This window comes from Pseudoalteromonas sp. P1-9 (assembly GCF_001399975.1).
Classification (GTDB): Bacteria; Pseudomonadota; Gammaproteobacteria; order Enterobacterales; family Alteromonadaceae; genus Pseudoalteromonas.
The window spans coordinates 34715-57596 of sequence record NZ_LKBD01000016.1; the positions used below are offsets into that span (position 1 = coordinate 34715).

General features: G+C 42.3%; 21 protein-coding genes. 2 read left to right on the top strand and 19 right to left on the bottom strand.

Translation table 11 applies throughout. From position 1 onward, the window contains the following. Positions 1–139: 139 nt before the first annotated feature. Positions 140–1033, top strand: a complete 894-nt coding sequence (locus AN214_RS11440; RefSeq protein WP_054979855.1) for a GGDEF domain-containing protein — start codon at positions 140–142, stop codon at positions 1031–1033. Positions 1034–1061: 28 nt separating this feature from the next. Here the strand turns inward: AN214_RS11440 and AN214_RS11445 are convergent, their stop codons facing one another. The 19 genes from AN214_RS11445 to rpsB all read right to left on the bottom strand — a co-directional run bounded on the left by AN214_RS11445 (position 1062) and on the right by rpsB (position 21778). Then, positions 1062–1397, bottom strand: coding sequence for a hypothetical protein (locus AN214_RS11445; RefSeq protein ID WP_054979856.1), 336 nt, complete (start codon positions 1395–1397; stop codon positions 1062–1064). Next, on the bottom strand, positions 1387–2691 hold the full coding sequence (tilS, locus tag AN214_RS11450; protein ID WP_054979857.1) for a tRNA lysidine(34) synthetase TilS: 1305 nt from the start codon (positions 2689–2691) through the stop codon (positions 1387–1389). Before tilS ends, AN214_RS11445 begins: the two co-directional genes overlap by 11 nt. A 45-nt stretch (positions 2692–2736) precedes the next feature. Then, a complete protein-coding gene (gene accA / locus AN214_RS11455) occupies positions 2737–3693 on the bottom strand; it encodes an acetyl-CoA carboxylase carboxyl transferase subunit alpha (protein ID WP_054979858.1) in 957 nt (318 codons plus the stop codon). 12 nt (positions 3694–3705) lie between these two features. After that, a complete protein-coding gene (dnaE, locus tag AN214_RS11460; RefSeq protein ID WP_054979859.1) occupies positions 3706–7197 on the bottom strand; it encodes a DNA polymerase III subunit alpha in 3492 nt (1163 codons plus the stop codon). 31 nt (positions 7198–7228) lie between these two features. Then, positions 7229–7831 carry a ribonuclease HII gene (rnhB, locus tag AN214_RS11465; protein ID WP_054979860.1) on the bottom strand — a complete coding sequence of 201 codons (603 nt, stop codon included), beginning with the start codon at positions 7829–7831 and terminating at the stop codon, positions 7229–7231. Next, on the bottom strand, positions 7824–8984 hold the full coding sequence (gene lpxB, locus AN214_RS11470; protein ID WP_054979861.1) for a lipid-A-disaccharide synthase: 1161 nt from the start codon (positions 8982–8984) through the stop codon (positions 7824–7826). Before lpxB ends, rnhB begins: the two co-directional genes overlap by 8 nt. Then, a complete protein-coding gene (lpxA, locus tag AN214_RS11475) occupies positions 8984–9754 on the bottom strand; it encodes an acyl-ACP--UDP-N-acetylglucosamine O-acyltransferase (protein ID WP_054979862.1) in 771 nt (256 codons plus the stop codon). The genes lpxB and lpxA overlap by 1 nt, the downstream gene beginning before the upstream one ends. Positions 9755–9757: 3 nt before the next feature. Further along, a complete protein-coding gene (fabZ, locus tag AN214_RS11480) occupies positions 9758–10210 on the bottom strand; it encodes a 3-hydroxyacyl-ACP dehydratase FabZ (RefSeq protein WP_010559703.1) in 453 nt (150 codons plus the stop codon). A 75-nt stretch (positions 10211–10285) separates the two neighbouring features. Continuing rightward, the gene (gene lpxD, locus AN214_RS11485) at positions 10286–11314 is read right to left on the bottom strand and encodes a UDP-3-O-(3-hydroxymyristoyl)glucosamine N-acyltransferase (RefSeq protein ID WP_408002962.1); all 1029 of its coding nucleotides are present in this window, start codon (positions 11312–11314) and stop codon (positions 10286–10288) included. Beyond that, positions 11314–11835: an OmpH family outer membrane protein gene (locus tag AN214_RS11490; RefSeq protein ID WP_010559701.1), complete on the bottom strand. Its 522-nt coding sequence runs from the start codon at positions 11833–11835 to the stop codon at positions 11314–11316. The genes lpxD and AN214_RS11490 overlap by 1 nt, the downstream gene beginning before the upstream one ends. Before the next feature lie 13 nt (positions 11836–11848). Next, positions 11849–14320, bottom strand: a complete 2472-nt coding sequence (bamA, locus tag AN214_RS22495) for an outer membrane protein assembly factor BamA (RefSeq protein ID WP_054979864.1) — start codon at positions 14318–14320, stop codon at positions 11849–11851. A gap of 18 nt (positions 14321–14338) precedes the next feature. Next, positions 14339–15685, bottom strand: a complete 1347-nt coding sequence (gene rseP / locus AN214_RS22500) for a sigma E protease regulator RseP (RefSeq protein ID WP_054979865.1) — start codon at positions 15683–15685, stop codon at positions 14339–14341. Next, positions 15685–16890, bottom strand: a complete 1206-nt coding sequence (ispC, locus tag AN214_RS11505) for a 1-deoxy-D-xylulose-5-phosphate reductoisomerase (protein ID WP_054979866.1) — start codon at positions 16888–16890, stop codon at positions 15685–15687. Before ispC ends, rseP begins: the two co-directional genes overlap by 1 nt. Beyond that, positions 16890–17756, bottom strand: a complete 867-nt coding sequence (locus tag AN214_RS11510) for a phosphatidate cytidylyltransferase (protein WP_054979867.1) — start codon at positions 17754–17756, stop codon at positions 16890–16892. The genes ispC and AN214_RS11510 overlap by 1 nt, the downstream gene beginning before the upstream one ends. 20 nt (positions 17757–17776) lie before the next feature. Continuing rightward, positions 17777–18538: a polyprenyl diphosphate synthase gene (gene uppS, locus AN214_RS11515; protein WP_010559696.1), complete on the bottom strand. Its 762-nt coding sequence runs from the start codon at positions 18536–18538 to the stop codon at positions 17777–17779. Positions 18539–18649: 111 nt separating this feature from the next. After that, on the bottom strand, positions 18650–19207 hold the full coding sequence (frr, locus tag AN214_RS11520; RefSeq protein ID WP_054979868.1) for a ribosome recycling factor: 558 nt from the start codon (positions 19205–19207) through the stop codon (positions 18650–18652). A 22-nt stretch (positions 19208–19229) separates the two neighbouring features. Further along, a complete protein-coding gene (pyrH, locus tag AN214_RS11525) occupies positions 19230–19967 on the bottom strand; it encodes a UMP kinase (RefSeq protein ID WP_010559694.1) in 738 nt (245 codons plus the stop codon). Positions 19968–20086: 119 nt separating this feature from the next. Next, on the bottom strand, positions 20087–20938 hold the full coding sequence (tsf, locus tag AN214_RS11530) for a translation elongation factor Ts (protein ID WP_054979869.1): 852 nt from the start codon (positions 20936–20938) through the stop codon (positions 20087–20089). 111 nt (positions 20939–21049) lie between these two features. After that, positions 21050–21778: a 30S ribosomal protein S2 gene (rpsB, locus tag AN214_RS11535; protein WP_054979870.1), complete on the bottom strand. Its 729-nt coding sequence runs from the start codon at positions 21776–21778 to the stop codon at positions 21050–21052. Positions 21779–22081: 303 nt separating this feature from the next. On the opposite strand from rpsB, the gene map reads away from it, so the two are divergent. Next, on the top strand, positions 22082–22873 hold the full coding sequence (map, locus tag AN214_RS11540; RefSeq protein WP_054979871.1) for a type I methionyl aminopeptidase: 792 nt from the start codon (positions 22082–22084) through the stop codon (positions 22871–22873). Positions 22874–22882: the final 9 nt, after the last annotated feature.

A 22882-nucleotide genomic window follows, 5' to 3' on the forward strand; every position in this document is an offset into this window, starting at 1 on the left:
GACGAATTCATTAGAAACGAGTCTCTCTAATCAATTAAATATAGCAAGTGTCTGTTTTTCTGCCACTTAATAAAAGTGGCTTAGATTTTGCTTAAACATCCATGTACTTAATATTTTGCGGTAGTATGAGGGTAGTTAAGTGGAAAACGTACATGTTTTAACGCGTCAAACAGACAGCAACGGCGATTATTTGCCGTATGGCCAGATCTATTCTGAACAGAATGACATAAGCCATACCCATGCGTTAGTAACGCAACTTCAAAAAACACTTGAGCTTACAAAATTATTAAACATCTTTTCGGTTGAAGCATCACGCGTAGTGCAATTTGCAGGCCTACAATTTCATAGTACCGAAGGGGTAATTGAAATGACTGGCAGTAAAATTGAAGGTGAAAACCACGCCTTTGATCTGATGGCTGATGGCGAACGTCTTGGCCAGCTTATTTACTTTTCCCAAAATCTACCACAATACGCAAAGCAGAAATTAGCAAGATTACATACCGCACTTGTCTACCCTCTGCGCAATGCACTGTTGTTTTCACGCGTGAAGAAACTGGCTACCAAAGATGCATTAACCGGGCTAAATAACCGCAGCATGTTTGATGATTGTCTATATCGCAAACTTGAGCGAAGCCGCCGTCATCACCGCAGCTTTGGCTTAATGTTGTTAGATTTAGATAACTTTAAGCAAGTAAACGATCAACATGGGCACCAAGTGGGCGATCAAGTATTGATCGATTTTGCCAATATTCTGACAGACTGTGTAAGAGGCACAGACACCGTATTTAGGTTTGGTGGTGATGAATTTGCCATTTTAATTGATGACGACAACTTTGAAGTAAGTCATATCTTAGCTAATCGCATTAAAAAACGCGTGCACAGTCACCAACTGCTGAAAACCCATTCTGTAACCACCAGTATTGGTTTTTCCTTAAGTAAGGCAAAAGATATTCCTAACAGCATTTTTGAACGTGCAGATAGAGCGCTTTATGCTGCAAAACAAGACGGACGAGATTGTTGCAAAACAAACTAAGGCGTAGCCAGAATGAAAAAAGGAAGCATTAGCTTCCTTTTTTTAGACGATAACCGGTAAGCAGCAAACACAAACCGACAAAAAAAGCCCCGAGCACATTGGCTATTTCAAAAAAGCTGGTAATAGGTGTCACGATAATACAAATAAGGGGACACATTACCGCTAACAAAAAGAAACTTCCGCCTTTTCCTAACCAATAGCACAGCAGCAATGCAGCAGTAATCGCGCCAAAAATAGCGCCATAGAGCACCACAGTAAGATTAAACGAAAAAATAAGGCTCACCGCCAACACCACTGCAAATACAATTAAGCCGATATAAGCTTGCCCGATAAGTGAAAAACCAACTGCTTGACTAGTTTTCATTTGCTTCCTTTTGTTGCCAACATAGGCCATTTTCGGCGTATGCATGTTTTGATATGCCCAAGCCAATTACTTGAACAAGTTGATTATTATAGTAAATTCCTGCAACCAATGGGCGTTGCCAAGGTGGTATACCAGCCTCTTTTAGCCATGTGCTAACCGATTTAGTACAGTTTCGGTGTTGTAAGGTAAATTTTTCAGCGCCAATATCAAAACGCAGATTAACGTGTTCATCCATAAATGGCGCACGCACACCTTGCGCTTTTTTTTCTACACTAAACTCTTGATTACCGATAACCAGTGAACTTAGCCCAATGTTATCTCGATTTTCAGGCACCGCCTGAGGTAACACGATAAACAAAGCATCTTGGTAGCGTTTAATCGCAAAGCCACTACATTCAATACTCACTTGCGCATCCATTTTTGCCTTAAATGCTTGCTGGTTAACTTGATTGAGCACCTTTTGAGATGGCAAAACTAGGTTATTTTGCTGTAGCCAATAACGTATTAAATTATTAATGCGCGCACGCGAAAAACCAATTACCTCATTGAGCAGAAAACGCTGATGAAAAATGCACTTTTTCGCGTCTTCGGCAATGTATTCATCCAGTAATTGTTGTTGAGATTGCAGTAAGCTCACTACACGAGCGACGGTATTGCTAAAGCCCTTAAAGCGTACATTAAGTTCAGGAAGGATTTTATTACGTAAAAAATTTCGGTCAAAGCGATCGTCGTGATTTGATTCATCATTAATATGTGAAAGTTGCTGAGCCTTTGCGTACTCAACAATTTCTTTTCGCATAATGCCTAGTAATGGGCGAAATACAGGTAAACCATTTTCAATGCGAGAGCGTTGCTTCATCGCACCTAATCCCAACAGCCCTGCTCCGCGTTTTAAACGAATAAAAAACGTTTCGACTTGATCGTCAAGGTGCTGCCCAAGTAATAATTCTGAATCGCTATGCAAGTGCGTTTTTAGTGCGTTGTAACGCGTGGTTCGCGCCACCGCCTCTAAGCTTTCACGATTAGCTTTCTTTACGCTTACTCGGTAAGCCGTATACGGGATTTGCCATTGCTGACATAAATCGGCACAAAACGCCTGCCACATATCGGCATTATCACTTAAGCCATGATTGACATGTACAGCGTCGATTTCAATGTGCGTGAACTCATCACGAAAACGTTTCGCTAAATGTAATAATACAACCGAGTCAACACCGCCTGAAAGCGCAACAGTAAAGCGCATTTTTTCGGTGTTGGTAAGCTCATATTTAAAAGTGGAATAAATATCTTTCATAAACAAAAAAAGCCGCAAAATGCGGCTTTTTCCAAAATCTTTTAATTAGCAGTAACCAAAAGACATTAAACGCTCATAGCGCTGCTCTAACATTTCTTCTAATGATAAAGCTTTCAAATCACCTAAGTCACGTTTAATTTGTGCTTTAAGCGATTTCGCCATTGCATCGTAGTTACGATGTGCACCGCCTAGTGGCTCTTCAACAATCGAGTTAATTAAGTCTAAGCTCTTAACACGATCAGCGCTTACACCCATAGCTTCTGCGGCAAGCGGGGCTTTTTCTGCACTTTTCCAAAGAATTGACGCACAACCTTCCGGTGAAATTACTGAGTATGTGCTGTACTGAAGCATATTAACACGGTCACCCACGCCAATTGCTAACGCACCACCTGAACCACCTTCACCAATTACCGTACAGATCACTGGTACTTTAAGGCCTGCCATCACTTTAAGGTTTTTAGCGATTGCTTCACTTTGACCACGCTCTTCAGCACCAACACCTGGGTATGCTCCTGGCGTGTCGATAAACGTGATGATTGGCATATTAAAACGCTCAGCCATCTCCATTAAACGTAACGCTTTACGGTAACCTTCTGGCTTTGGCATACCAAAGTTACGCTTAATTTTCTCTGCTGTATCGCGGCCTTTTTGTTGACCGATAACCATTACTGGTTCGCCATCTAAACGCGCAATACCGCCTACAATAGCCGGATCGTTAGCAAATGCGCGGTCGCCTGCTAATTCGTCGAATTCGGTAAAAATACGCTCGATATAATCTTTGGTATACGGACGTAGCGGGTGACGAGCAAGTTGTGAAACCTGCCATGGACCGAGATCCGAGAAAATTTTATTGGTCAGCTCTACGCTCTTATCTTTAAGGCGTGAAACTTCTTCTTCTAGACTCAGATCCAGTTCACCACCGCGACCTACGTTTTTAAGTTCTTCAATTTTTGCTTCCAACTCTGCAATTGGAAGTTCAAAATCAAGATAATTGAGACTCATGCTCTAAACTACCTAATTAAATTCTAGTTCAATATTCTGTGCTACTAAGCGTGAGAGATTAGCAAGTAACTCGTCACTGGGTGTAACACACCACTGTGTTCCTAATGAAAGCTCAGTTGTTGCATCTGGGCGTTCATATTGAATTCTTATTGGGCAAGTACCAAATTTATACGGGGTGATGGTATGCTCTAATCGAGACAAGAAGTTATCACTCACTTCCTGCATTTTCACCGTCATTTTTATGTTTTTAACCCGCTTTTCACGAACAGATTCAATACTTGCAACTTCGCGAGCGGTCATTGTAATACCACCTGAGAAGTTATCAAAGCTGACCACACCAGATATCACCAAGATATTGTTCATTTGCAGCAGTTCTTGGTAAGTTTCGAACTGTTCAGGAAATAAACGAATATCAATTCGGGCACTTTTATCATCCAGTGTCAGTAGCCCCCAACGCTTTCCTTTTTTATTAATTAAGGTGCGTGCATTAATCACTAAACCTGCCGCTGTAGACGTTACATCACGTTCCGTCGGTTGTAAATCGACAAGTCGACCCGACACATAATTTTTAAGCTCACTACGGTATTGATTAATTGGGTGACCGGTCAAGTAAAGTCCCAGTGTTTCGCGTTCACCTTCCAACCATTCGTTATCGGTAAATTTAGGCGCTTGCACAAATGCTGCGGCAACTTCCTCTGGCTCCGTTGCCAATAAACCAAATAAATCGCTTTGGCCTAGTGCTTCAGCTTTATTGTGTTGATCGGCCGATTTAAGCGCATCAGGTAAGCTGGCAATTAAAATAGAGCGCGCACTTTGTGTTTGCTCTGGACCCAATTTATCCATCGCGCCGGACATTATTAGCTTTTCAATCACACGTTTATTTAAACGCTTAATATCGACGCGCGCACAGAAATCGAATAAATCTTTAAATGGGCCGCCAGCTTCTCGCGCTTCTAAAATTGCGTCTACTGGGCCTTCACCTACACCTTTAATCGCCCCAATACCGTAAACAATTTCGCCTTGATTATTTACCGTAAATTTATATAGACCCGAGTTCACATCAGGCGGTAATAATGTGAGTTTCATATTCTCACATTCATCAACAAGGGTAACAATCTTATCGGTGTTATCCATGTCGGCTGACATAACTGCCGCCATAAACTCTGCTGGATAATGGGTTTTCATCCACAGCGTTTGATAAGATACCAGTGCGTATGCTGCCGAGTGCGATTTGTTAAAGCCGTAACCTGCGAATTTTTCTACGAGGTCGAAGATCTTCATTGCAAGTTCGCCGTCTACGCCATTTTGCTTTGCGCCATCCTCAAAGGTTGAACGCTGCTTGGCCATTTCTTCAGGCTTTTTCTTACCCATGGCACGACGCAGTAAGTCAGCGCCACCAAGGCTATACCCTGCCAGTACCTGAGCAATCTGCATTACCTGTTCTTGGTATAGAATAATGCCGTAGGTTGGCTCTAAGATAGGTTGCAAGCTTTCGTGCTGATATTGTGCATCGGGGTAAGATACTTCTTCTCGACCGTGCTTACGGTCGATAAAGTTATCTACCATGCCTGATTGCAACGGACCTGGGCGGAAAAGTGCAACCAGTGCGATCATGTCTTCAAAGCAGTCAGGCTTTAAACGACGGATAAGGTCTTTCATACCGCGAGATTCAAGCTGGAATACTGCTGTTGTTTCTGCGCGCAGTAATAATTCAAAGCTCGGTGGATCATTTAGCGGAATAGCGGCGATATCGATATGTTCTTTTTGCTCGCGCGTTAAGCGCTCATTGGCCATATCAATAGCCCACTGCAAAATGGTTAAAGTACGTAACCCTAAAAAGTCGAACTTAACCAGACCCGCTGTTTCTACATCATTTTTATCAAATTGGGTAACCGGGAATTTACCTTCATCATCACAGTAAAGTGCGGCGAAGTCGGTAATGGTTGTCGGTGAAATAACAACACCACCGGCGTGTTTACCTGCATTACGTGTACAGCCTTCTAAAATACGGCACATATCGATAAGTTCTTTTACTTCATCGTCTGTGTCGTAGGCTTCTGGTAAACGCGGTTCAACATCAAAGGCTTTTGCCAATGTCATGCCCGGATCGCCCGGTACTAATTTTGAAATACGGTCAACAAAACCATAAGGGTGACCAAGCACACGGCCTACATCGCGTATTACCGCTTTTGCCGCCATCGTACCAAAAGTAATGATCTGCGATACCGCATCACGGCCATAGAGTTTAGCAACGTGGTCGATTACTTCATCGCGTCGGTCCATACAGAAATCGACGTCGAAATCGGGCATGGATACACGTTCTGGATTCAAGAAACGTTCGAAAAGTAAGTCAAATTGCAGTGGATCAAGATCGGTGATCTTGAGCGCATAAGCAACTAATGAACCAGCACCCGAACCACGGCCTGGACCCACAGGAATAATGTTATCTTTACTCCACTGGATGAATTCCATTACGATCAAGAAGTAACCTGGGAAACCCATTTGGTTAATTACGTCAAGTTCAATTCTTAAGCGGTCATCATATTCGACGCGTTTGACTTTGCGATCTTCTTCATCAGGGAATAAGAACTGCAAACGTTCTTCCAGACCATCTTCCGATACTTTTACTAAGAAGTCTTCAATCGACAAAGAGCCCGTTGGGTAGTCTGGTAAGAAGTAGGTGCCGAGTTGAATGGTCACGTTGCAGCGCTTGGCAATCTCAACTGAGTTTTCCAGTGCTTCTGGAATATCCGAGAACAGCTCACACATTTGTTCTTCGGTTTTTAAATACTGCTGCTCTGAAAAACGTTTTGGACGGCGTTTATCATCTAAAGTGTAACCATCATGAATTGACACACGAATTTCATGGGCTTCAAAGTCTTCTTTATTGAGAAACACGACTTCGTTGGTGGCAACAACCGGCAGCCCTGAGTATTGAGCATAAGCCACAGCACTATGCAAATAATCTTCTTCTTGCTCGCGTTCGGTTCGCGTTAGCTCAATATAGTAATGATCTTTAAAGTGTTCTAAATAAAAGTTACCAATGGATTTGGTTAAATCATTATTGCCTTTTAATAAGGCTTTACCTAAATCACCGTCTTTAGCGCCTGAGAGTAATATAAGGCCTTCTTTATGCTCAATAAGCCACTCTCTATCAACCATAGGACGTTGCATAAGGTGGCCGCGTTGATAGCCTTTGGAAATAAGCAGTGTAAGGTTCTTATAGCCCGCATTATTTTTAGCAAGTACGACCAAACGACAAGGCTCATCGGGAAATTCAGGACTGTGTAACCACAGATCAGCGCCAACAATGGGTTTAATACCAGCACCATGCGCAGCACCGTAAAAGCGCACTAAACCGCACAAGTTCATTTGATCAGTAATGGCAAATGCAGGCATATTCAGCTCTGCAATTTTACCGACGATAGGCTTAGTTTTTGCTAAGCCGTCCACCATTGAATAATCACTGTGAACACGTAAGTGTATAAATTTAGGGTCTTGCATTATCTGCCTAACTTGATTGACCAAGCATTGATTAGCAATTGTTGGTCTGTTCTATTATTGTTTTTACGGGCTTAAAGCTTTGTCTATGATGCGGCGTAACACCGTGAAGTGCAAGTGCTTCTAAATGTGCCTTGGTTGGGTAACCTTTATGGCCAGCAAAGCCATAATTTGGGTACTCAGTATCCAGTGCTTTCATTTCGTTATCACGGGTCACTTTGGCAAGAATTGATGCTGCGCTAATTTCGGCAACTAAGCTATCACCTTTAACAACGGCTTGTGCAGGTACATTAATATCGGGTAAACGATTGCCATCAATAAAGACAAACTCAGCAGGAATATTAAGCCCTTCTACCGCGCGCTTCATGGCAAGCATGGTAGCATGCAAAATATTAAGCTCGTCAATTTCTGCAACGCTGGCGCGGGCAATATTAAAGCACAGCGCCTTTTCAATAATTTCTTCGTAAAGTGCCAAGCGTTTTTTTTCGGTTAGCTTTTTTGAATCGGCGAGACCCGCGATTGGCTTTGATGGATCTAAAATAACCGCAGCGGTTACCACGTCGCCCACAAGCGGACCACGCCCTACTTCATCAACACCTGCAATAAGTTGTGTATTTGGACGAATAATTTCAGTCATGTTTGTTCTCTATTACATTACTTACAGCCAGCGCCGCTTGTTTACTAGCGTCGAGCCTTAATGACTTATGCATTTCATAAAACGTTTGTTTTAAAGCTGTTTGATCTTCTTCTAGCAATGGTTTTAAGGTTGCAGCCAAGTTTTCAGGTGTTAAATCATTTTGTAATAACTCAGGTACCAACTGCTTGCCCGCCAATAAATTAGGCAGTGAAAAGTGCTCAATGTTAAATTTAAATAAGCGTGTCACTAAGTGATATGTCAGGGCTTTTAGCTTGTAGCCAACCACCATTGGGCGTTTAAGCAACATGCATTCAAGTGCTGCCGTACCCGACGCCAATAACACCGCATCAGCGGCGGTCATCACTTCACGCGACTTGCCATCAACAAAGGTAAATATCTCTTCCGCATTGAGCTTAGTTGCGACAGCTAAAAACTCTTCTTTGCGTTTTTCATTAACTAAAGGCACCAACACTTTTAACTTTGGTATCTCTGCTTTAAGTAACAACACCGCTTGAATATAGGGTTCGCTTAACAACGTGACTTCAGAACCTCGGCTGCCCGGCAGCACTGCCAACACTTTATCTGTAGCTGATAAATCAAACAGTGCTCTACTAGCAGTTTGTTCATCTTCGAGCGGCAACTCATCCGCCAAAGTGTGGCCGACAAACGCACATGGAATATTGTGTTTATCGTAAAACGCTTTTTCAAATGGTAATAATGCAAGCACTAAATTAGTGGCTTCTGCTACTTTAAAAACACGCTTTTCACGCCATGCCCATACCGATGGGCTAACATAATGCACGGTTTTAATACCAGCAGCCTTTAACAGCTTTTCAACGCGTAAGTTAAAGTCGGGAGCATCAATGCCAATAAAAATATCCGGCGGATTAGCGATAAAGCGCTGTACAATTTGCTTTTTAATGCTGAGTAGACGAAATAACTTAGGCAGTACTTCAAAAACGCCCATTACGGCGAGTTCTTCCATTTGAAAATGGGTTTTGAATCCTTCAGCCAGCATACGCGGACCGCCAATGCCCTCAAATGTGGCATTTGGGTAATGTTGTTTTAGTGCTTTAATTAAACCTGCACCTAAAATATCGCCGGAGTGTTCCCCGGCGATAAGTGCAATTCGAAGTGGCTCATTCGAGATCATTAACGAATTAACCCTCGATTTGAGCTTTTGGCAAAATCAATCATGTTTTGCACTGCTTTAAACTGCTCGGCTTCTTTTTCCATTTCAACAAGTGCCGCATCCAGTTTATTACCTTTGCGGTATAACTGCTTGTATGCACGACGTAATGCCATAATTTCGTCTGACTCAAAGCCACGACGTTTTAGACCTTCAGTGTTGATTGCCACAGGACGTGCTGGTGTGCCGATAGTTGTTACAAACGGCGGTACATCTTGGTTAACACCAGAGTACATACCAATAAACGCATGTGAACCGATATGACAAAACTGATGAATACCTGAGTTGCCGGCCAAAATTACCCAGTCACCAATGTGTACGTGACCAGCGGCACTTGCGTTATTAGCGAAAATACAGTTATTACCTATCACGCAGTCATGGGCAACGTGTGTATACGCCATAAATAAGTTATTTGAGCCAATCTTGGTGATGCCTTCGTCCTGAATGGTACCACGGTGGACTGTAGCACATTCGCGGATCACGTTGTTATCACCAATGATCAGCTTGGTTGGTTCATCCTTGTACTTTTTGTCTTGGCACGCTTCACCCACTGAAGCGAACTGGAAAATATGGTTACCAGAACCAATTGTTGACGGCCCTTTAATTACGACGTGTGATTCGATGATACAATCATCACCAATCACCACGTCGTTGCCGATGTAGCTGTAAGGACCAACTTTTACGTTGTTGCCAAGTTGAGCGCCAGGCTCAATAATTGCAGTAGGATGGATCACGTATTATAACTCTCTTCTTGCACACATTAACTCAGCTGAACACACTACTTTGCCGTCAACTCTCGCTTCACCATAGAACTTCCACATGTTGCGGCGTTCTTTTAAGAATTCAACGTGTAAATGCATTGTGTCACCCGGTAACACAGGTTGTTTAAAGCGCGCGTTATCAATGGCTGCAAATAAATATAGCTCATTGTCACCACGGTTTTCAGTTGTTTTAAAACCTAATAAACCTGTTGCTTGTGCTAATGCTTCTAAAATCATTACGCCAGGGAAAATTGGCTGCTCAGGGAAGTGGCCTGTGAAAATTGGCTCATTTGCTGTGACATTTTTAATCGCGTGAAGCGTTTTGCCCGGCTCAAAGTCAACGACTTTATCAACCAATAACATTGGGTAACGATGCGGTAATAGCTTTAGGATTTCTTGAATATCAAAGCTGTTTAGTTGTTCTGCCAAAATGTGTTTCCTTAACCTAACTAATCTCTTCGCGCTCGTATTTATACTGCGCGATAATTTAGTACGTGACGAAGACTACTCGTCACGCTCCGGCAGTGATTTTTCCACTGCCTTTAATCGCTTATTAATTGCTGAAAGCTGTCGTAACTGTGCCATATTACGACGCCAGTCTTTATTCTCACTGTGCGGTACACCCGAAGAATAAACACCTGGTTTATCAATGCCACTGATTACCATTGACATACCCGTTAAAACAACACCATCGGCAATTTCAATATGCCCTGCGATACCTGACAAGCCACCAATTTGGCAGTACTTGCCAATGGTTGTGCTGCCTGCAATTACCGTACACCCAGCAATCGCGGTGCCTTCTTTAACCACGACATTATGCGCGATTTGTACTTGGTTATCGATAATCACGTTGCGCTCGATGATAGTATCCTCAATGGCGCCACGGTCGATGGTTGTACTTGCGCCAACTTCAACATTATCGCCAATAACAACAGTGCCAAGCTGCGGGATTTTCACCCACTGACCTTTTTCATTGGCGTAGCCAAATCCATCGGCACCGATTACGGTATTAGCATGAACTAAACACGAATTACCAATTTCAACTTGATGATAAATCGTTACATTAGCCCAAATTTTCGTATTGGTCCCTATTTTAGCACCCTTACCAATAAAGCTACCAGCACCAATTGAACTGCCAGCAGCGATTTCAACACCTTCTTCAATCACCACATTAGCGCCAACTGATACTGATTTATCAAGCTTTGCCGTTGGGTCAATGATTGCCGAAGGGTGAACATTAGTCGCAGGTTCTGGCGTGGTGTCCATCACTTGCGCTAACAGCGCGTAGGCTAAGTACGGATTCGCAACAATAATCTTATTACCAGTAAAATAATCTGCATCTTGTGGTGACAAAATCACCGCACCTGCTTGGGTACTGGCAAGTTTGCTGCGGTATTTTTTGTTAGCGAGAAAACCAATCTCGTTGCCGGTCGCATTTTCTAGGGTTGCTATACGAGAAATGCTGAGCGAGTCGTCACCGACCAGCTCAGCATTTAAAATCTCAGCGATTTGCTGTAATTTCATAAGCTTTATTATTTAGCCTTTGCTACACGCTCTGCTACTTTAGAGGTGATGTTATCCACTGATTTTTCGTTGAAGTAAAGAAGTGAACCCGCTGGTTTTACTTCGTCATACTTACCTGCTTTACCTTCTGCAGCGATAGCATCAAAAATCACAGTCTCTAGCTTTTTAGTTTCCTGTGCTTGACGCATTTGCATTTCTTGCTGAAGTGGCTGACCTTGCTCTTGCAATGCTTTTTGTAGCTCTTGAATTTTCTTTTGGCTTGCTTCTTTTTGCGCTTTGCTCATTGTTGCGTTTTCACGCTGGTATTTTTCAACTTCAAAACGAATATCGCCTTGTAGCTTTTCAAGTGCTTGTCTGCGCTCGCGGAACTCTTCTTCTAACGTCGCTTTAATCGCAGACGCCTGCGGAGAACCACTAAATACTTGTTGTACATTTACAACAGCAACTTTGTGAGCGAATGAACTTGCAGAAGCACCCATTAGAAAAGTAGCTAACAAAGTCATGGCGGTTGTTTTAATCATTTTATTCACGAATTTATTCCTTTTAGAATGTGTTACTAATATTGAAGCTGATGCCTTTAGTCTTATCATCATCTTCTTTTTTCAGTGGGTAGGCAAAACTAATTACCATAGGGCCCATAGGCGAAATCCACTGGATAGATAAACCTGCTGATGAACGGAAACGACTTGGATCTGAATAATCTTCAAGTATCGCTCGCTCATCCGGCGTTAAGTTAGAATAGCGATCTACATCGAACTCTGTATCCCAAACATTCGCCGCATCAATAAATAAGCTGGTACGCACCGAACTGCTGTTTTCGTCATCAAGAAATGGCGTAGGTACGATCATTTCAAGGCCAGCAACGGCTTTTACGTTACCACCGATACGACCCGCTGTTCGAATTGTATCAAATTGAGGATCACTACCAATTGGCCCTTGCGTACCATCAGGATTTGGTGTGCCCGGTAACCAATTAGGAGATACTACAATAGCTTGTGGTAAGATTGTATTACGCTCAAAGCCACGTAAATCCATTTCAGAAATACGGAAGAATTCCTGTACTGGTAAAATCTGATCGTAACCATTGGTAGTACCGTAACCATTACCGTAACCAAATCCAGCTTTCGCTGAAAATGCCCACTTGTGGTTAGTGCTTAACGGCCAGTAGAAACGCGAATCGTAGTTAACCTTAAAGTAGTTAAGGTCCGAATTAGGCGTCGTCGCTTTAAACGTTAAACTTTGTTTAGAACCTGCCGTTGGGAACATACCACGGTTAAGCGTTACACGTGACCATCCCGCACTTAATTCAAGCTTTAAGAACTCAAAACCTGCATCTGGGTTTTCTGGATCTAAGAACGTCTCTCGCATAATACGTGTTTGTTCATATTCTGATAGTTCAGATAAGAATTCTTTAGAAACAGTCGCACCAAAGTTAAGTCGGTTGTTGGCGTTTACCGGAATACCGATATTTGAACCAATACCATAACGTTTGCTCTTATAGTTGATTAGGCTGTATTTACTTGCATCAAAGTTTGAGAAGAAAATTGAGTTACCTAAACTGATACCGTCTTTGGTGAAATACGGGTCGGTATGTGACAAGCTTACGTTTTGAGAACCTTTAGCCGTACTTACGTTAAAGGCAACTTGGTCACCCGTACCTAAGAAGTTCGACTCGCTTACACCAATATTAAATTGCAGCTTGTTGTATGAGCCGTATGCAAGACCAGCATTAAAACTACCCGCTGATTGCTCTTTTACAGTGAAATCTACATCAACTTGGTCATCTTTACCCGGTACCGGTGATACATCAAACTCAACGTTTTCCATATACATTAAGCGCTGCACTTGTAATTTAGAGCGCTCAAGCGTGTTATTTGATAGCCACGCACCTTCTAACTGGGTAATTTCACGACGAATTACTTCGTCTGAGGTAATTTCATTACCACCGATGTTAATACGACGCACATAAATACGCTTACCCGGATCAACTGATAAGGTTAATTTTACTTCTTTATTTTCTTCGTCAATATCAGGAATGGTACGTACTTCAGCGTTGGCATAACCAAAACGTGCAAGGTAGTTTTTGATAAACTCTTCCGATGCAGTAACCACCGAGCCGTTGTATAGTTTGCCCGTTTTAAGTGGAATAACCGCACGAATTAACTCTTCACGGCCGAGCAAGTCACCCATAAAATCGAATTCTTTAACAGTAAACTGCTCACCTTCGGTAACGTTTACTGTAACGTATACTGATTCTTTATCAGGGCTTACTGAAACTTGCGTTGAATCAATATTGAACTTCAAATAACCGCGGTCTAAGTAGTAGCTACGTACTTTTTCTAAATCACCTTGTACTGTTTGTTTTTGGTATCTGTCATTTGACATAAACATATACCAAGGCAAATCTTGACGCGATTCAGCCAATGCGAGAAGTTCTTCGTCAGAAAATAACTCGTTACCAACGATGTTGATTTGACGAATTGACGCAGCATCGCCTTCTTTGAATTCAAGCTTTAGCTTTACACGGTTACGTGGCAAGCGTGACACTGATACTTCAATCTCAGCGTTGTATTTACCAATACCGTGGAAAAACTCAACAAGACCTTTTTCAAGGCCATCTACAACAACCATATCAAGCGGTTCACCTTTACGGATACCTTGCCCCTCTAAACTTTCGTTTAGTTGCTCATCTTTAATATCTTTGTTGCCTTCGAACTCGATAATGCTGATGGTTGGTCTTTCGGTTACTTGAAAGATAACCGCATCACCATCACGTACCACTTTGATGTTGTCAAAGTGGCCTGAGCCGTAAAGCGCTTTGATTGTTTTTGAAATTGTGTAACTGTCGAGGTTATCACCAATGTTAATTGGAATATGCGTTAATGCTGCACCTAGTGCAACACGCTGCAATCCTTCAACTCTTAAATCTTCTACAATAAAGGAGTCTTGTTGGCCGAGAGCAGTAAAACTCGCTCCCAATAAACTTATTACAGCCAATTGTTTTCTTATAGCCATGTTATTATTTGATTTCCTTTATAACCGCGTAAAATCGTTAAACAGCGCAAGGCAAGTTAACAATATAAGGATTAGCGCACCAATCCTAAAACCTAATTCTTGTGTCTTTTCAGAGACTGGCTTTTTTCGGATAAGTTCAATGATGTAATACATTAAATGACCGCCATCTAAAATTGGTAGCGGCAACAAATTGAAAAAACCAATACTTACACTAACAAATACTAAGAACTCCAATAACGGCATAATGCCACTACTGGTGCTGGCTCCAGCGCCAATTGCCACTCCCACTGGACCACTTAGATTCGCAACAGAGACTTGTCCTGTTATCAAATTAACTACTGTTGCAAAACTGACATTGATTAGTTGAATTGTTTTATCAACACCCAAAACAATGGCATCAAATACGCCGTATTGTTGTGTTGAAATCATCCACGATGGCCAATTTTCAACAAAGGGTATCACACCTAAGTAGCCTTGATTAAGCCCTTGCTCACTTTTTTTGCTACCAGGAGTAACCTCAATATTTAGCTTGTCATTACCGCGGCTTATAGTAAGCAATAATGGCGTATTTGGCGAGCGCTGAATTCGAGTGACAAATGCATGCCACGATGGCATTGCTTCACCATTAACTAAATGAATTTCATCATCTACCTGAAGCCCACCAAATTCAGCAGGACTGCCTTTTTGTACATGACCAAGGCGCATGGTCTCTGCAGGTCTGAATGGTTTAATACCGATATCAACAATGGGGTTTCCGTCGTCTTTTAACTGCCAATTAGATAAATTAAGATACGTTTGTTGATAGCCTAAATCATCGTCTTTAACACTAACACGTACTTGCTGCTCGCCAATATTTTCCATCAAAACCAATAAGGTTTCACGCCAGCCATATACGTCTTTGTCGTTTATCGCGGTAATCTGCTGTCCTGCTTGCAACCTTGCTTGCTCTGCTAAGCTGCCAGGCACCACCTCGCCAATAACAGGCAGAAGTGAGCGCACACCAACCATAAACATAATGGCAGATACAATAATGGCGAAAATAAAATTCGCCATTGGTCCTGCTGCAACCACCGCAATTCGTTGGTAAACTGATTTGTTATTGAACGCTAAATGACGTTCATCGCTTGCAACCTCTTCAACACGTTCATCGAGCATTTTCACGTAACCACCAAGTGGGATCGCCGCGACAACGTATTCGGTGCCGAGTTTGTCGTGCCATTTAAACAAAGGTTTGCCAAAACCAATTGAAAAACGCAGCACTTTAACACCACAGCGCCTTGCTACCCAAAAGTGACCATATTCATGAACGACAACAATAATGCCAATGACTAATATAAACGACAGTAAGTTCCACAAAAATTCCATTAACAACTCCTTGCAATCATATTCGTTGCATAATGACGCGCTTCGCTATCAAGCTGCAAAATAATATCTAGGTCATTAATTTTTAGCTGTTTATGACTCTTTGCGATTTTATCGAGTACCTGAGCATTGATTTTATAAATGTCTAAAAAGCCGATTTTCTTTGCCAGAAATGCGGCCACAGACACTTCATTCGCAGCATTGATTGTGGTTGTTGCATACTGCCCTTCTGAACAGGCATCTATTGCAAGCTTTAAATTTGGGTAACGTTCAAAGTCTGGTGCCTTAAAACTAAAATCAAGCATATTAGTGAAATCCAGCGGTTGAACGCCCGCTTCAATGCGCTTTGGAAACGCTAAAGCATGTGCGATTGGGGTACGCATATCGGGATTACCCATTTGTGCCAATACCGAACCATCGGTGTATTGCACCATTGAGTGAATAATACTTTGAGGATGGATGATTACTTGAATATCACTAGGCTCAGCGTTAAATAGCCACTTAGCTTCAATAAACTCTAAGCCCTTATTCATCATGGTGGCTGAATCAACCGATATTTTCTGACCCATATCCCAATTTGGATGGGAGACGGCTTCATCAACTGAAATATTGGCAAAAGTGCTTAAATCGCGCGTTCTAAATGGTCCGCCTGAGCCCGTTAACAAAATTTTGCTAACACCATGTTGCTGTAAATTTGCACTGTAACAATGCTCTTGCACACTTGCAGGCATCGCCTGAAAAATCGCATTGTGTTCACTATCAATCGGCAATAACGTGGCGCCTGATTGTTTAACTGCATCAATAAAAAGCTCGCCTGACATTACAAGAGACTCTTTATTTGCAAGTAACACACGCTTACCGGCTTTAATCGCTGCAAGTGTTGGCAGTAGCCCCGCTGCGCCAACGATAGCAGCCATTACCGCATCAGCGTTATCGTCACTGGCCACATCAGCTGCCGCTTGTTGACCACAGAGCACCTTGGTTGAAATTCCCAAACGCGTAATTTCAACCTCAAGTTGCTTTGCCGCATTTGGGCATTGCATTACAGCGTATTGTGGTAAAAACTGCGTGCATTGCTTTGCCATTAAGCGCCAATTTCGACCAGCAACCAGCGCAAATACTTGGTAAGCTTCTGCGTTTCTTGCGATTACGTCTAAGGTGCTAGTGCCAATCGAACCTGTAGAGCCAAGAACGGTAATACGTTGCATTACGCCACCAAGGTCCACGCATAAAATGCAGCGAAAAGCGGTGCTGCAGCGGTTAAACTATCAATTCTATCGAGAATACCGCCGTGGCCAGGCAAACATGAGCCGCTGTCTTTCAAGCCAACTTCACGCTTAAACATACTCTCTAATAAGTCGCCGACAGCTGAGAACAAGGCAACAACAGCAGCCATTGCCGCATAAATAAACCATTTATCGCTGGGTACCTTAGTAAAATAGCAAAATACTAAAACAAAAATCGCAGAACAAATTAGACCGCCCACTAGCCCCTCGATGGTTTTATTTGGGCTAACTAATGGCATTAATTTATGTTTGCCAAGATTTTTACCTGAGAAGTAAGCGCCAATATCAGCACTCCACACAATACCTAGTACAACCATAATCAGAACTGAGCCTTGTGTCGCGTTTGTTGCATATTCGCTGCTGCGAAGCACATTAAGCGCTAACCACATAGGCAGAAGCGTTAACAAACCTGCAATTGCGCGCATCATTAAGCCTGCGTGCCATGCTTTTGCGGTTCTAGGGTACGTCCATACCAGTGCGCAAGCAACAAGCCACCAAGCAACAGCAAGCGTAAATACGTAATTCGCCGAGCCGACAAGTTGGCCATTTTGCCATAAGCTTTCAATCGGCCAGTACATGTTCGCAATAAATAGAATAACTGCCATGCCAGCAACATAGCTTATGCGAGAAGCGAATTTTTTAAGCCCCATAAATGCCGACCACTCCCACGCTGAGAGCAATACAATTAATCCGGCAATTAAGCTAAACAATTCAAGTGGTGTAAAAAAAACTAGTGCAAGTGCAGCTGGCGCTAGCACTAAAGAAGTCAGTATGCGTTTTATTAACAAATCAAATTACCCTATAAAAATCACGATTGAGCGAGTAGTTCTTTTATTTGTTCGCCAGTACAACCAAAGCGACGCTCTCGTGAAACATAACACGCAATTGCATCTGCAAATGCCTGTTCATTAAAATCTGGCCAAAGTGTATCAGTAAAATAAAGTTCAGCGTAAGCAGCTTGCCATAATAAAAAGTTGCTTATGCGTAAGTCGCCTCCTGTGCGAATTAACAAATCAAGTGGCGCTTGTTCTTGCATACTAATGTACTGTGACAGTTTAGTTTCATCAATATCATCAGCGGCTATTTCGCCATTCTCAACCTGTTTTGCCAGTTGTTTCGCCGCGTTTGCTATGTCCCATTGTCCGCCATAGTTAGCTGCGATATTAAGTGTTAAGCCAGTGTTATCCATGGTCATTTGCTCTGCTTTTGCTACGCTTTTTTGTAGCTTCTCAGAGAAACGACTAATATCACCAATTACTTTCAACTTGACGTTATTTTTATCGAGTTTTTTTACTTCGTTGGTCAACACAAACATGAAAAGCTCCATTAAGGTGCTGACTTCTTGTTCCGGACGTCGCCAGTTTTCACTGCTAAATGCAAAAAGCGTTAATGATTCGATATTTAGTTGGCGACAAAACTTTACCGCATTACGCACCGATTCGACGCCCTTTTTATGACCAAACACACGAGGCTTACCCTTAGCTTGTGCCCAACGCCCATTGCCATCCATAATAATAGCAACATGACGCGGTAAGCTTTGTTGGGTAATAGCATCCTTAGTGATTGTCATTAAGTGTCGTTTCCTAAAGTAAAAAGCGCCGTCTAGTATACCCTAGACAGCGCTTTAAAACTAATAATTTAGTTGTTCAATGATTGAGCGCAAAAGCGCTCAAAAATTGATTTAGATTTCCAATAATTCCGCTTCTTTAGCAGCTAAAATAGTATCCATTTCTTTGATGTATTTATCTGTTAGCTTCTGAACTTCGTCATCACTTTGACGCGCTTCATCTTCTGAAATTTCTTTATCTTTAAGTAATGCTTTAACATCTGAGTTAGCATCACGGCGAATGTTACGAATTGCAACACGACCACCTTCAACTTCACCACGTACGATCTTAATAAGATCTTTACGACGCTCTTCTGTAAGCGGTGGTAATGGTACGCGAATAACCGTACCCGCAGACATTGGGTTTAAACCTAAATCTGACGCCATAATTGCTTTTTCAACTGCTTGCGTAAGTGTTTTGTCAAACACAGTGATAGCAAGTGTACGGTTGTCTTCAATTGTTACGTTACCCACTTGGTTAAGTGGTGTATCAGCACCGTAGTAAGATACTTGAATACCATCTAAAAGGCTTGGGTGTGCGCGGCCTGTGCGAATTTTTGATAATTGTGAGCCAAGCGCGTCAACACTTTTTTGCATACGTTCTGCAGCATGCTGTTGGATTTCTTTAATCACGTTAATCTTCCTAACTAATAGCTTATTCTGCTGATTTATGTGTAATCAGCGTACCTTCATCTTCACCAAGGATAACACGTTTTAGCGCGCCTGGTTTATTCATGTTAAATACACTGATTGGCATATTGTGGTCACGAGCCAGGGTAAATGCCGCTAGGTCCATCACCTTTAATTCTTTTTCGATTACTTCGTTGTAAGTCAATGTTGGGTAAAGCGTTGCTTCAGGGTTTTTAACCGGATCATCGCTGTATACGCCGTCAACTTTAGTTGCTTTTAATACTGTGTCGGCTTCAATTTCAATACCGCGTAAACACGCAGCAGAATCAGTAGTGAAGAATGGGTTACCGGTACCCGCAGAGAAAATAACAACACGACCAGTTTTTAGTAAGCTAATTGCTTCAGCCCAGTTATACGCGTCACATACACCGTTAAGTGGAATCGCAGACATTAAACGTGCATTTACATAGGCACGGTGCAGTGCATCACGCATTGCAAGGCCATTCATCACTGTTGCAAGCATACCCATGTGGTCGCCAACAACACGGTTCATACCGTTTTCAGCAAGTGTACCGCCACGTAGGAAGTTACCACCACCGATTACTACACCTACCTCAACGCCTAACTCTACAAGTTCTTTAATTTCTTGTGCCATACGGTCAAGAATTGATGGGTCGATACCAAAGCCTTCTTGGCCCATTAAAGCTTCACCGCTTAATTTAAGTAAAACTCGTCTAAAAACTGGCTTACGATTTGTGTTCATAGTAATCCTGGCTGAAAAAGTTGCAAAAAATAACCGCGCTAATGATAGCGCGGTTATTCTAAATAATTTTATCTCTTAGCGCAAAAGCAAAAGCTATTTTGCTAAGTGAAAAAAGTCGATTACTCGCCTTTAGCTGCTGCAATTTGTGCAGCTACTTCAGCAGCGAAGTCTTCTTCTTTCTTCTCGATACCTTCACCTACTTCTAGGCGAGTGAAACCAGAGATAGTCGCGCCTTTCTCTTTAAGGAATTCGCCAACTGTTTTCTTAGGTTCCATGATGAATGCTTGACCAGTAAGAGAGATCTCACCAGTGAACTTCTTCATACGACCAACAACCATCTTCTCAGCGATTTCTGCTGGCTTACCTTCGTTCATTGCGATTTCAACTTGAACCGCTTTTTCTTTCTCTACAACCTCAGCAGGTACATCTTCTGGGTTAAGGAAATCAGGCTTAGAAGCAGCAACGTGCATAGCAACGTGCTTAAGTGTTTCTTCGTCAGCTTCACCAGTTACAACAACACCGATACGGTCGCCGTGACGGTATGCAGCAGCGTTGTCACCATCTATGTACTCAACGCGACGAACGTTGATGTTTTCACCGATTTTAGCAACTAGCGCAACACGTGTTTCTTCGAATTGTGCTTTAAGTGTTTCGATGTCAGTTTTTGCTTCAGTAGCAGCATCAAGAACAGTATTAGCAAAACCTAGGAAGTTTTCGTCTTTAGCAACGAAGTCAGTTTGACAGTTAACTTCTAGAAGTGCAGTAAAACCAGCACCTTGCTTGATAAGGATTGTACCTTCTGCAGCGATGTTACCCGCTTTTTTAGCAGCTTTAGCAGCACCGCTCTTACGCATGTTCTCGATCGCTAGATCGATGTCACCGTTAGTTTCTGTTAGTGCTTTTTTACAATCCATCATGCCAGCGCCTGTGCGCTCGCGTAATTCTTTAACTAGGGCAGCAGTTACAGCCATTAGTATGTCCTCAAATCCAAAATCTATTTAAAATAAGCGGGAGCAAGCTCCCCCTAATCATCAGGATACCAAGCTTTCTATGATGATTTCATGAAAGCTTGATAAGCGCTATTACTCAGCTTCTACGAAGTCGTCTTTTTCAGCTTGAACAGCGATGTTGCTTTCACGGCCTGCTACAGACACGTCAGCTACAGCGTTAGTGTAAAGCTGGATAGCACGGATAGCATCGTCGTTACCAGGGATGATGAAATCAACACCGTCTGGGTTTGAGTTAGTATCAACAACAGATACTACTGGGATGCCTAGGTTGTTTGCTTCTTTAATAGCAATGTGCTCGTGATCAGCGTCGATAACGAAGATAGCGTCTGGAAGACCGCCCATGTTCTTGATACCGCCAAGGCTCTTTTCAAGCTTTTCCATTTCACGAGTAAGCATTAACGCTTCTTTCTTAGTTAATTTCTCGAAAGTACCGTCTTGGCTTTGAGTTTCAAGGTCTTTAAGACGCTTGATTGACTGACGAACTGTTTTCCAGTTAGTTAGCATACCACCTAACCAACGGTGGTTTACGTAGAACTGGTCAGAACGTAGTGCAGCTTCTTTAACTGCTTCGCTTGCAGCGCGCTTAGTACCAACGAAAAGGATTTTACCTTTGTTTGATGCTACGCCTTTAAGGAAAGACATTGCTTCGTTGAATAAAGGTACAGTTTTCTCTAAGTTGATGATATGTACTTTGTTACGTGCACCAAAGATGAACGGCTTCATCTTAGGGTTCCAGTAACGTGCTTGGTGACCGAAGTGTACGCCAGCTTGTAGCATATCGCGCATAGAAACGTTTGCCATTTTAATATTCCTCTGTAATTTTGGGTTAGGCCTCCACATATCCCATAGCACCAACAGTTTGCATTTTGCTCACTGCACCCAAGTGTATGTGCCGATATGTGTGTGTGTTAAAATTAAAGTTTAAGTGCCTTCACTACAATCAACTCAAAAATCCCGAGGAAATTTAAATTTTAATTGTAAAAAGACGGCGCGCTTTATACCATATTAACAAACAGAACTCAAATTTTATGAGTAATTTTCAGTCAAACAACTTATCTAAAAAGTGTCGTGTTTGACCACAATTTAAAGAATTTTGGAGCCTAAATGAGTGCAGTGATTAAAACCCCAGCTGAAATCGAAAAAATGCGAGTTGCAGGACGCTTAGCAGCTGAAGTGTTAGAAATGATTGAGCCTCACGTTAAGGTTGGCGTGACCACAGAAGAGTTAAATCAGATTTGCCACGATTACATTGTAAACGAGCAAGATGCGATCCCTGCTCCACTAAATTATCATGGTTTTCCAAAGTCAATTTGTACCTCAGTAAATCACGTAATTTGTCACGGTATTCCAAACGATAAAGCGCTAAAGGAAGGCGACATTATCAATATTGATATTACGGTAATTAAAGATGGTTACCACGGCGATACTTCTAAAATGTTTTACGTTGGTCAACCGTCAATTCAAGCAAAGCGTTTATGTGAAATTACCCAAAAAAGCTTATACCTTGCTATCGAAATGGTAAAACCAGGTGTTCGCTTAGGTGACATCGGTGCCGCAATTCAAAAATATGCTGAAGGCTTCAATTACTCAATTGTACGTGAATACTGTGGCCATGGTATTGGCGCTGAATTCCACGAAGAGCCACAAGTAATGCACTACGGCAAACCGGGCACAGGTGAAGTACTGCAAGAAGGCATGTGCTTTACGATTGAACCTATGGTAAACGTTGGTAAACGCCAATGTAAGCTGCTAAAAGATGAGTGGACTGTGGTAACAAAAGACCGTTCACTGTCGGCACAATGGGAACACACGCTACTTGTGACTAAAAACGGAGTTGAAATTCTTACGCTACGATCAGATGATGAGCTTCCGAGAGTGATCGAACACAGCGAATAAGAAGGCCAT

Excerpts from the sequence above, each read along its gene's own strand:
- AN214_RS11445 (WP_054979856.1), bottom strand. The coding sequence starts at position 1,397 with ATGAAAACTAGTCAAGCAGTTGGTTTTTCACTTATCGGGCAAGCTTAT.
- tilS (WP_054979857.1), bottom strand. The coding sequence starts at position 2,691 with ATGAAAGATATTTATTCCACTTTTAAATATGAGCTTACCAACACCGAA.
- accA (WP_054979858.1), bottom strand. The coding sequence starts at position 3,693 with ATGAGTCTCAATTATCTTGATTTTGAACTTCCAATTGCAGAGTTGGAA.
- dnaE (WP_054979859.1), bottom strand. The coding sequence starts at position 7,197 with ATGCAAGACCCTAAATTTATACACTTACGTGTTCACAGTGATTATTCA.
- rnhB (WP_054979860.1), bottom strand. The coding sequence starts at position 7,831 with ATGACTGAAATTATTCGTCCAAATACACAACTTATTGCAGGTGTTGAT.
- lpxB (WP_054979861.1), bottom strand. The coding sequence starts at position 8,984 with ATGATCTCGAATGAGCCACTTCGAATTGCACTTATCGCCGGGGAACAC.
- bamA (WP_054979864.1), bottom strand. The coding sequence starts at position 14,320 with ATGGCTATAAGAAAACAATTGGCTGTAATAAGTTTATTGGGAGCGAGT.
- rseP (WP_054979865.1), bottom strand. The coding sequence starts at position 15,685 with ATGGAATTTTTGTGGAACTTACTGTCGTTTATATTAGTCATTGGCATT.
- ispC (WP_054979866.1), bottom strand. The coding sequence starts at position 16,890 with ATGCAACGTATTACCGTTCTTGGCTCTACAGGTTCGATTGGCACTAGC.
- uppS (WP_010559696.1), bottom strand. The coding sequence starts at position 18,538 with ATGACAATCACTAAGGATGCTATTACCCAACAAAGCTTACCGCGTCAT.
- pyrH (WP_010559694.1), bottom strand. The coding sequence starts at position 19,967 with ATGAACACAAATCGTAAGCCAGTTTTTAGACGAGTTTTACTTAAATTA.
- tsf (WP_054979869.1), bottom strand. The coding sequence starts at position 20,938 with ATGGCTGTAACTGCTGCCCTAGTTAAAGAATTACGCGAGCGCACAGGC.
- rpsB (WP_054979870.1), bottom strand. The coding sequence starts at position 21,778 with ATGGCAAACGTTTCTATGCGCGATATGCTACAAGCTGGCGTACACTTC.
- map (WP_054979871.1), top strand. The coding sequence starts at position 22,082 with ATGAGTGCAGTGATTAAAACCCCAGCTGAAATCGAAAAAATGCGAGTT.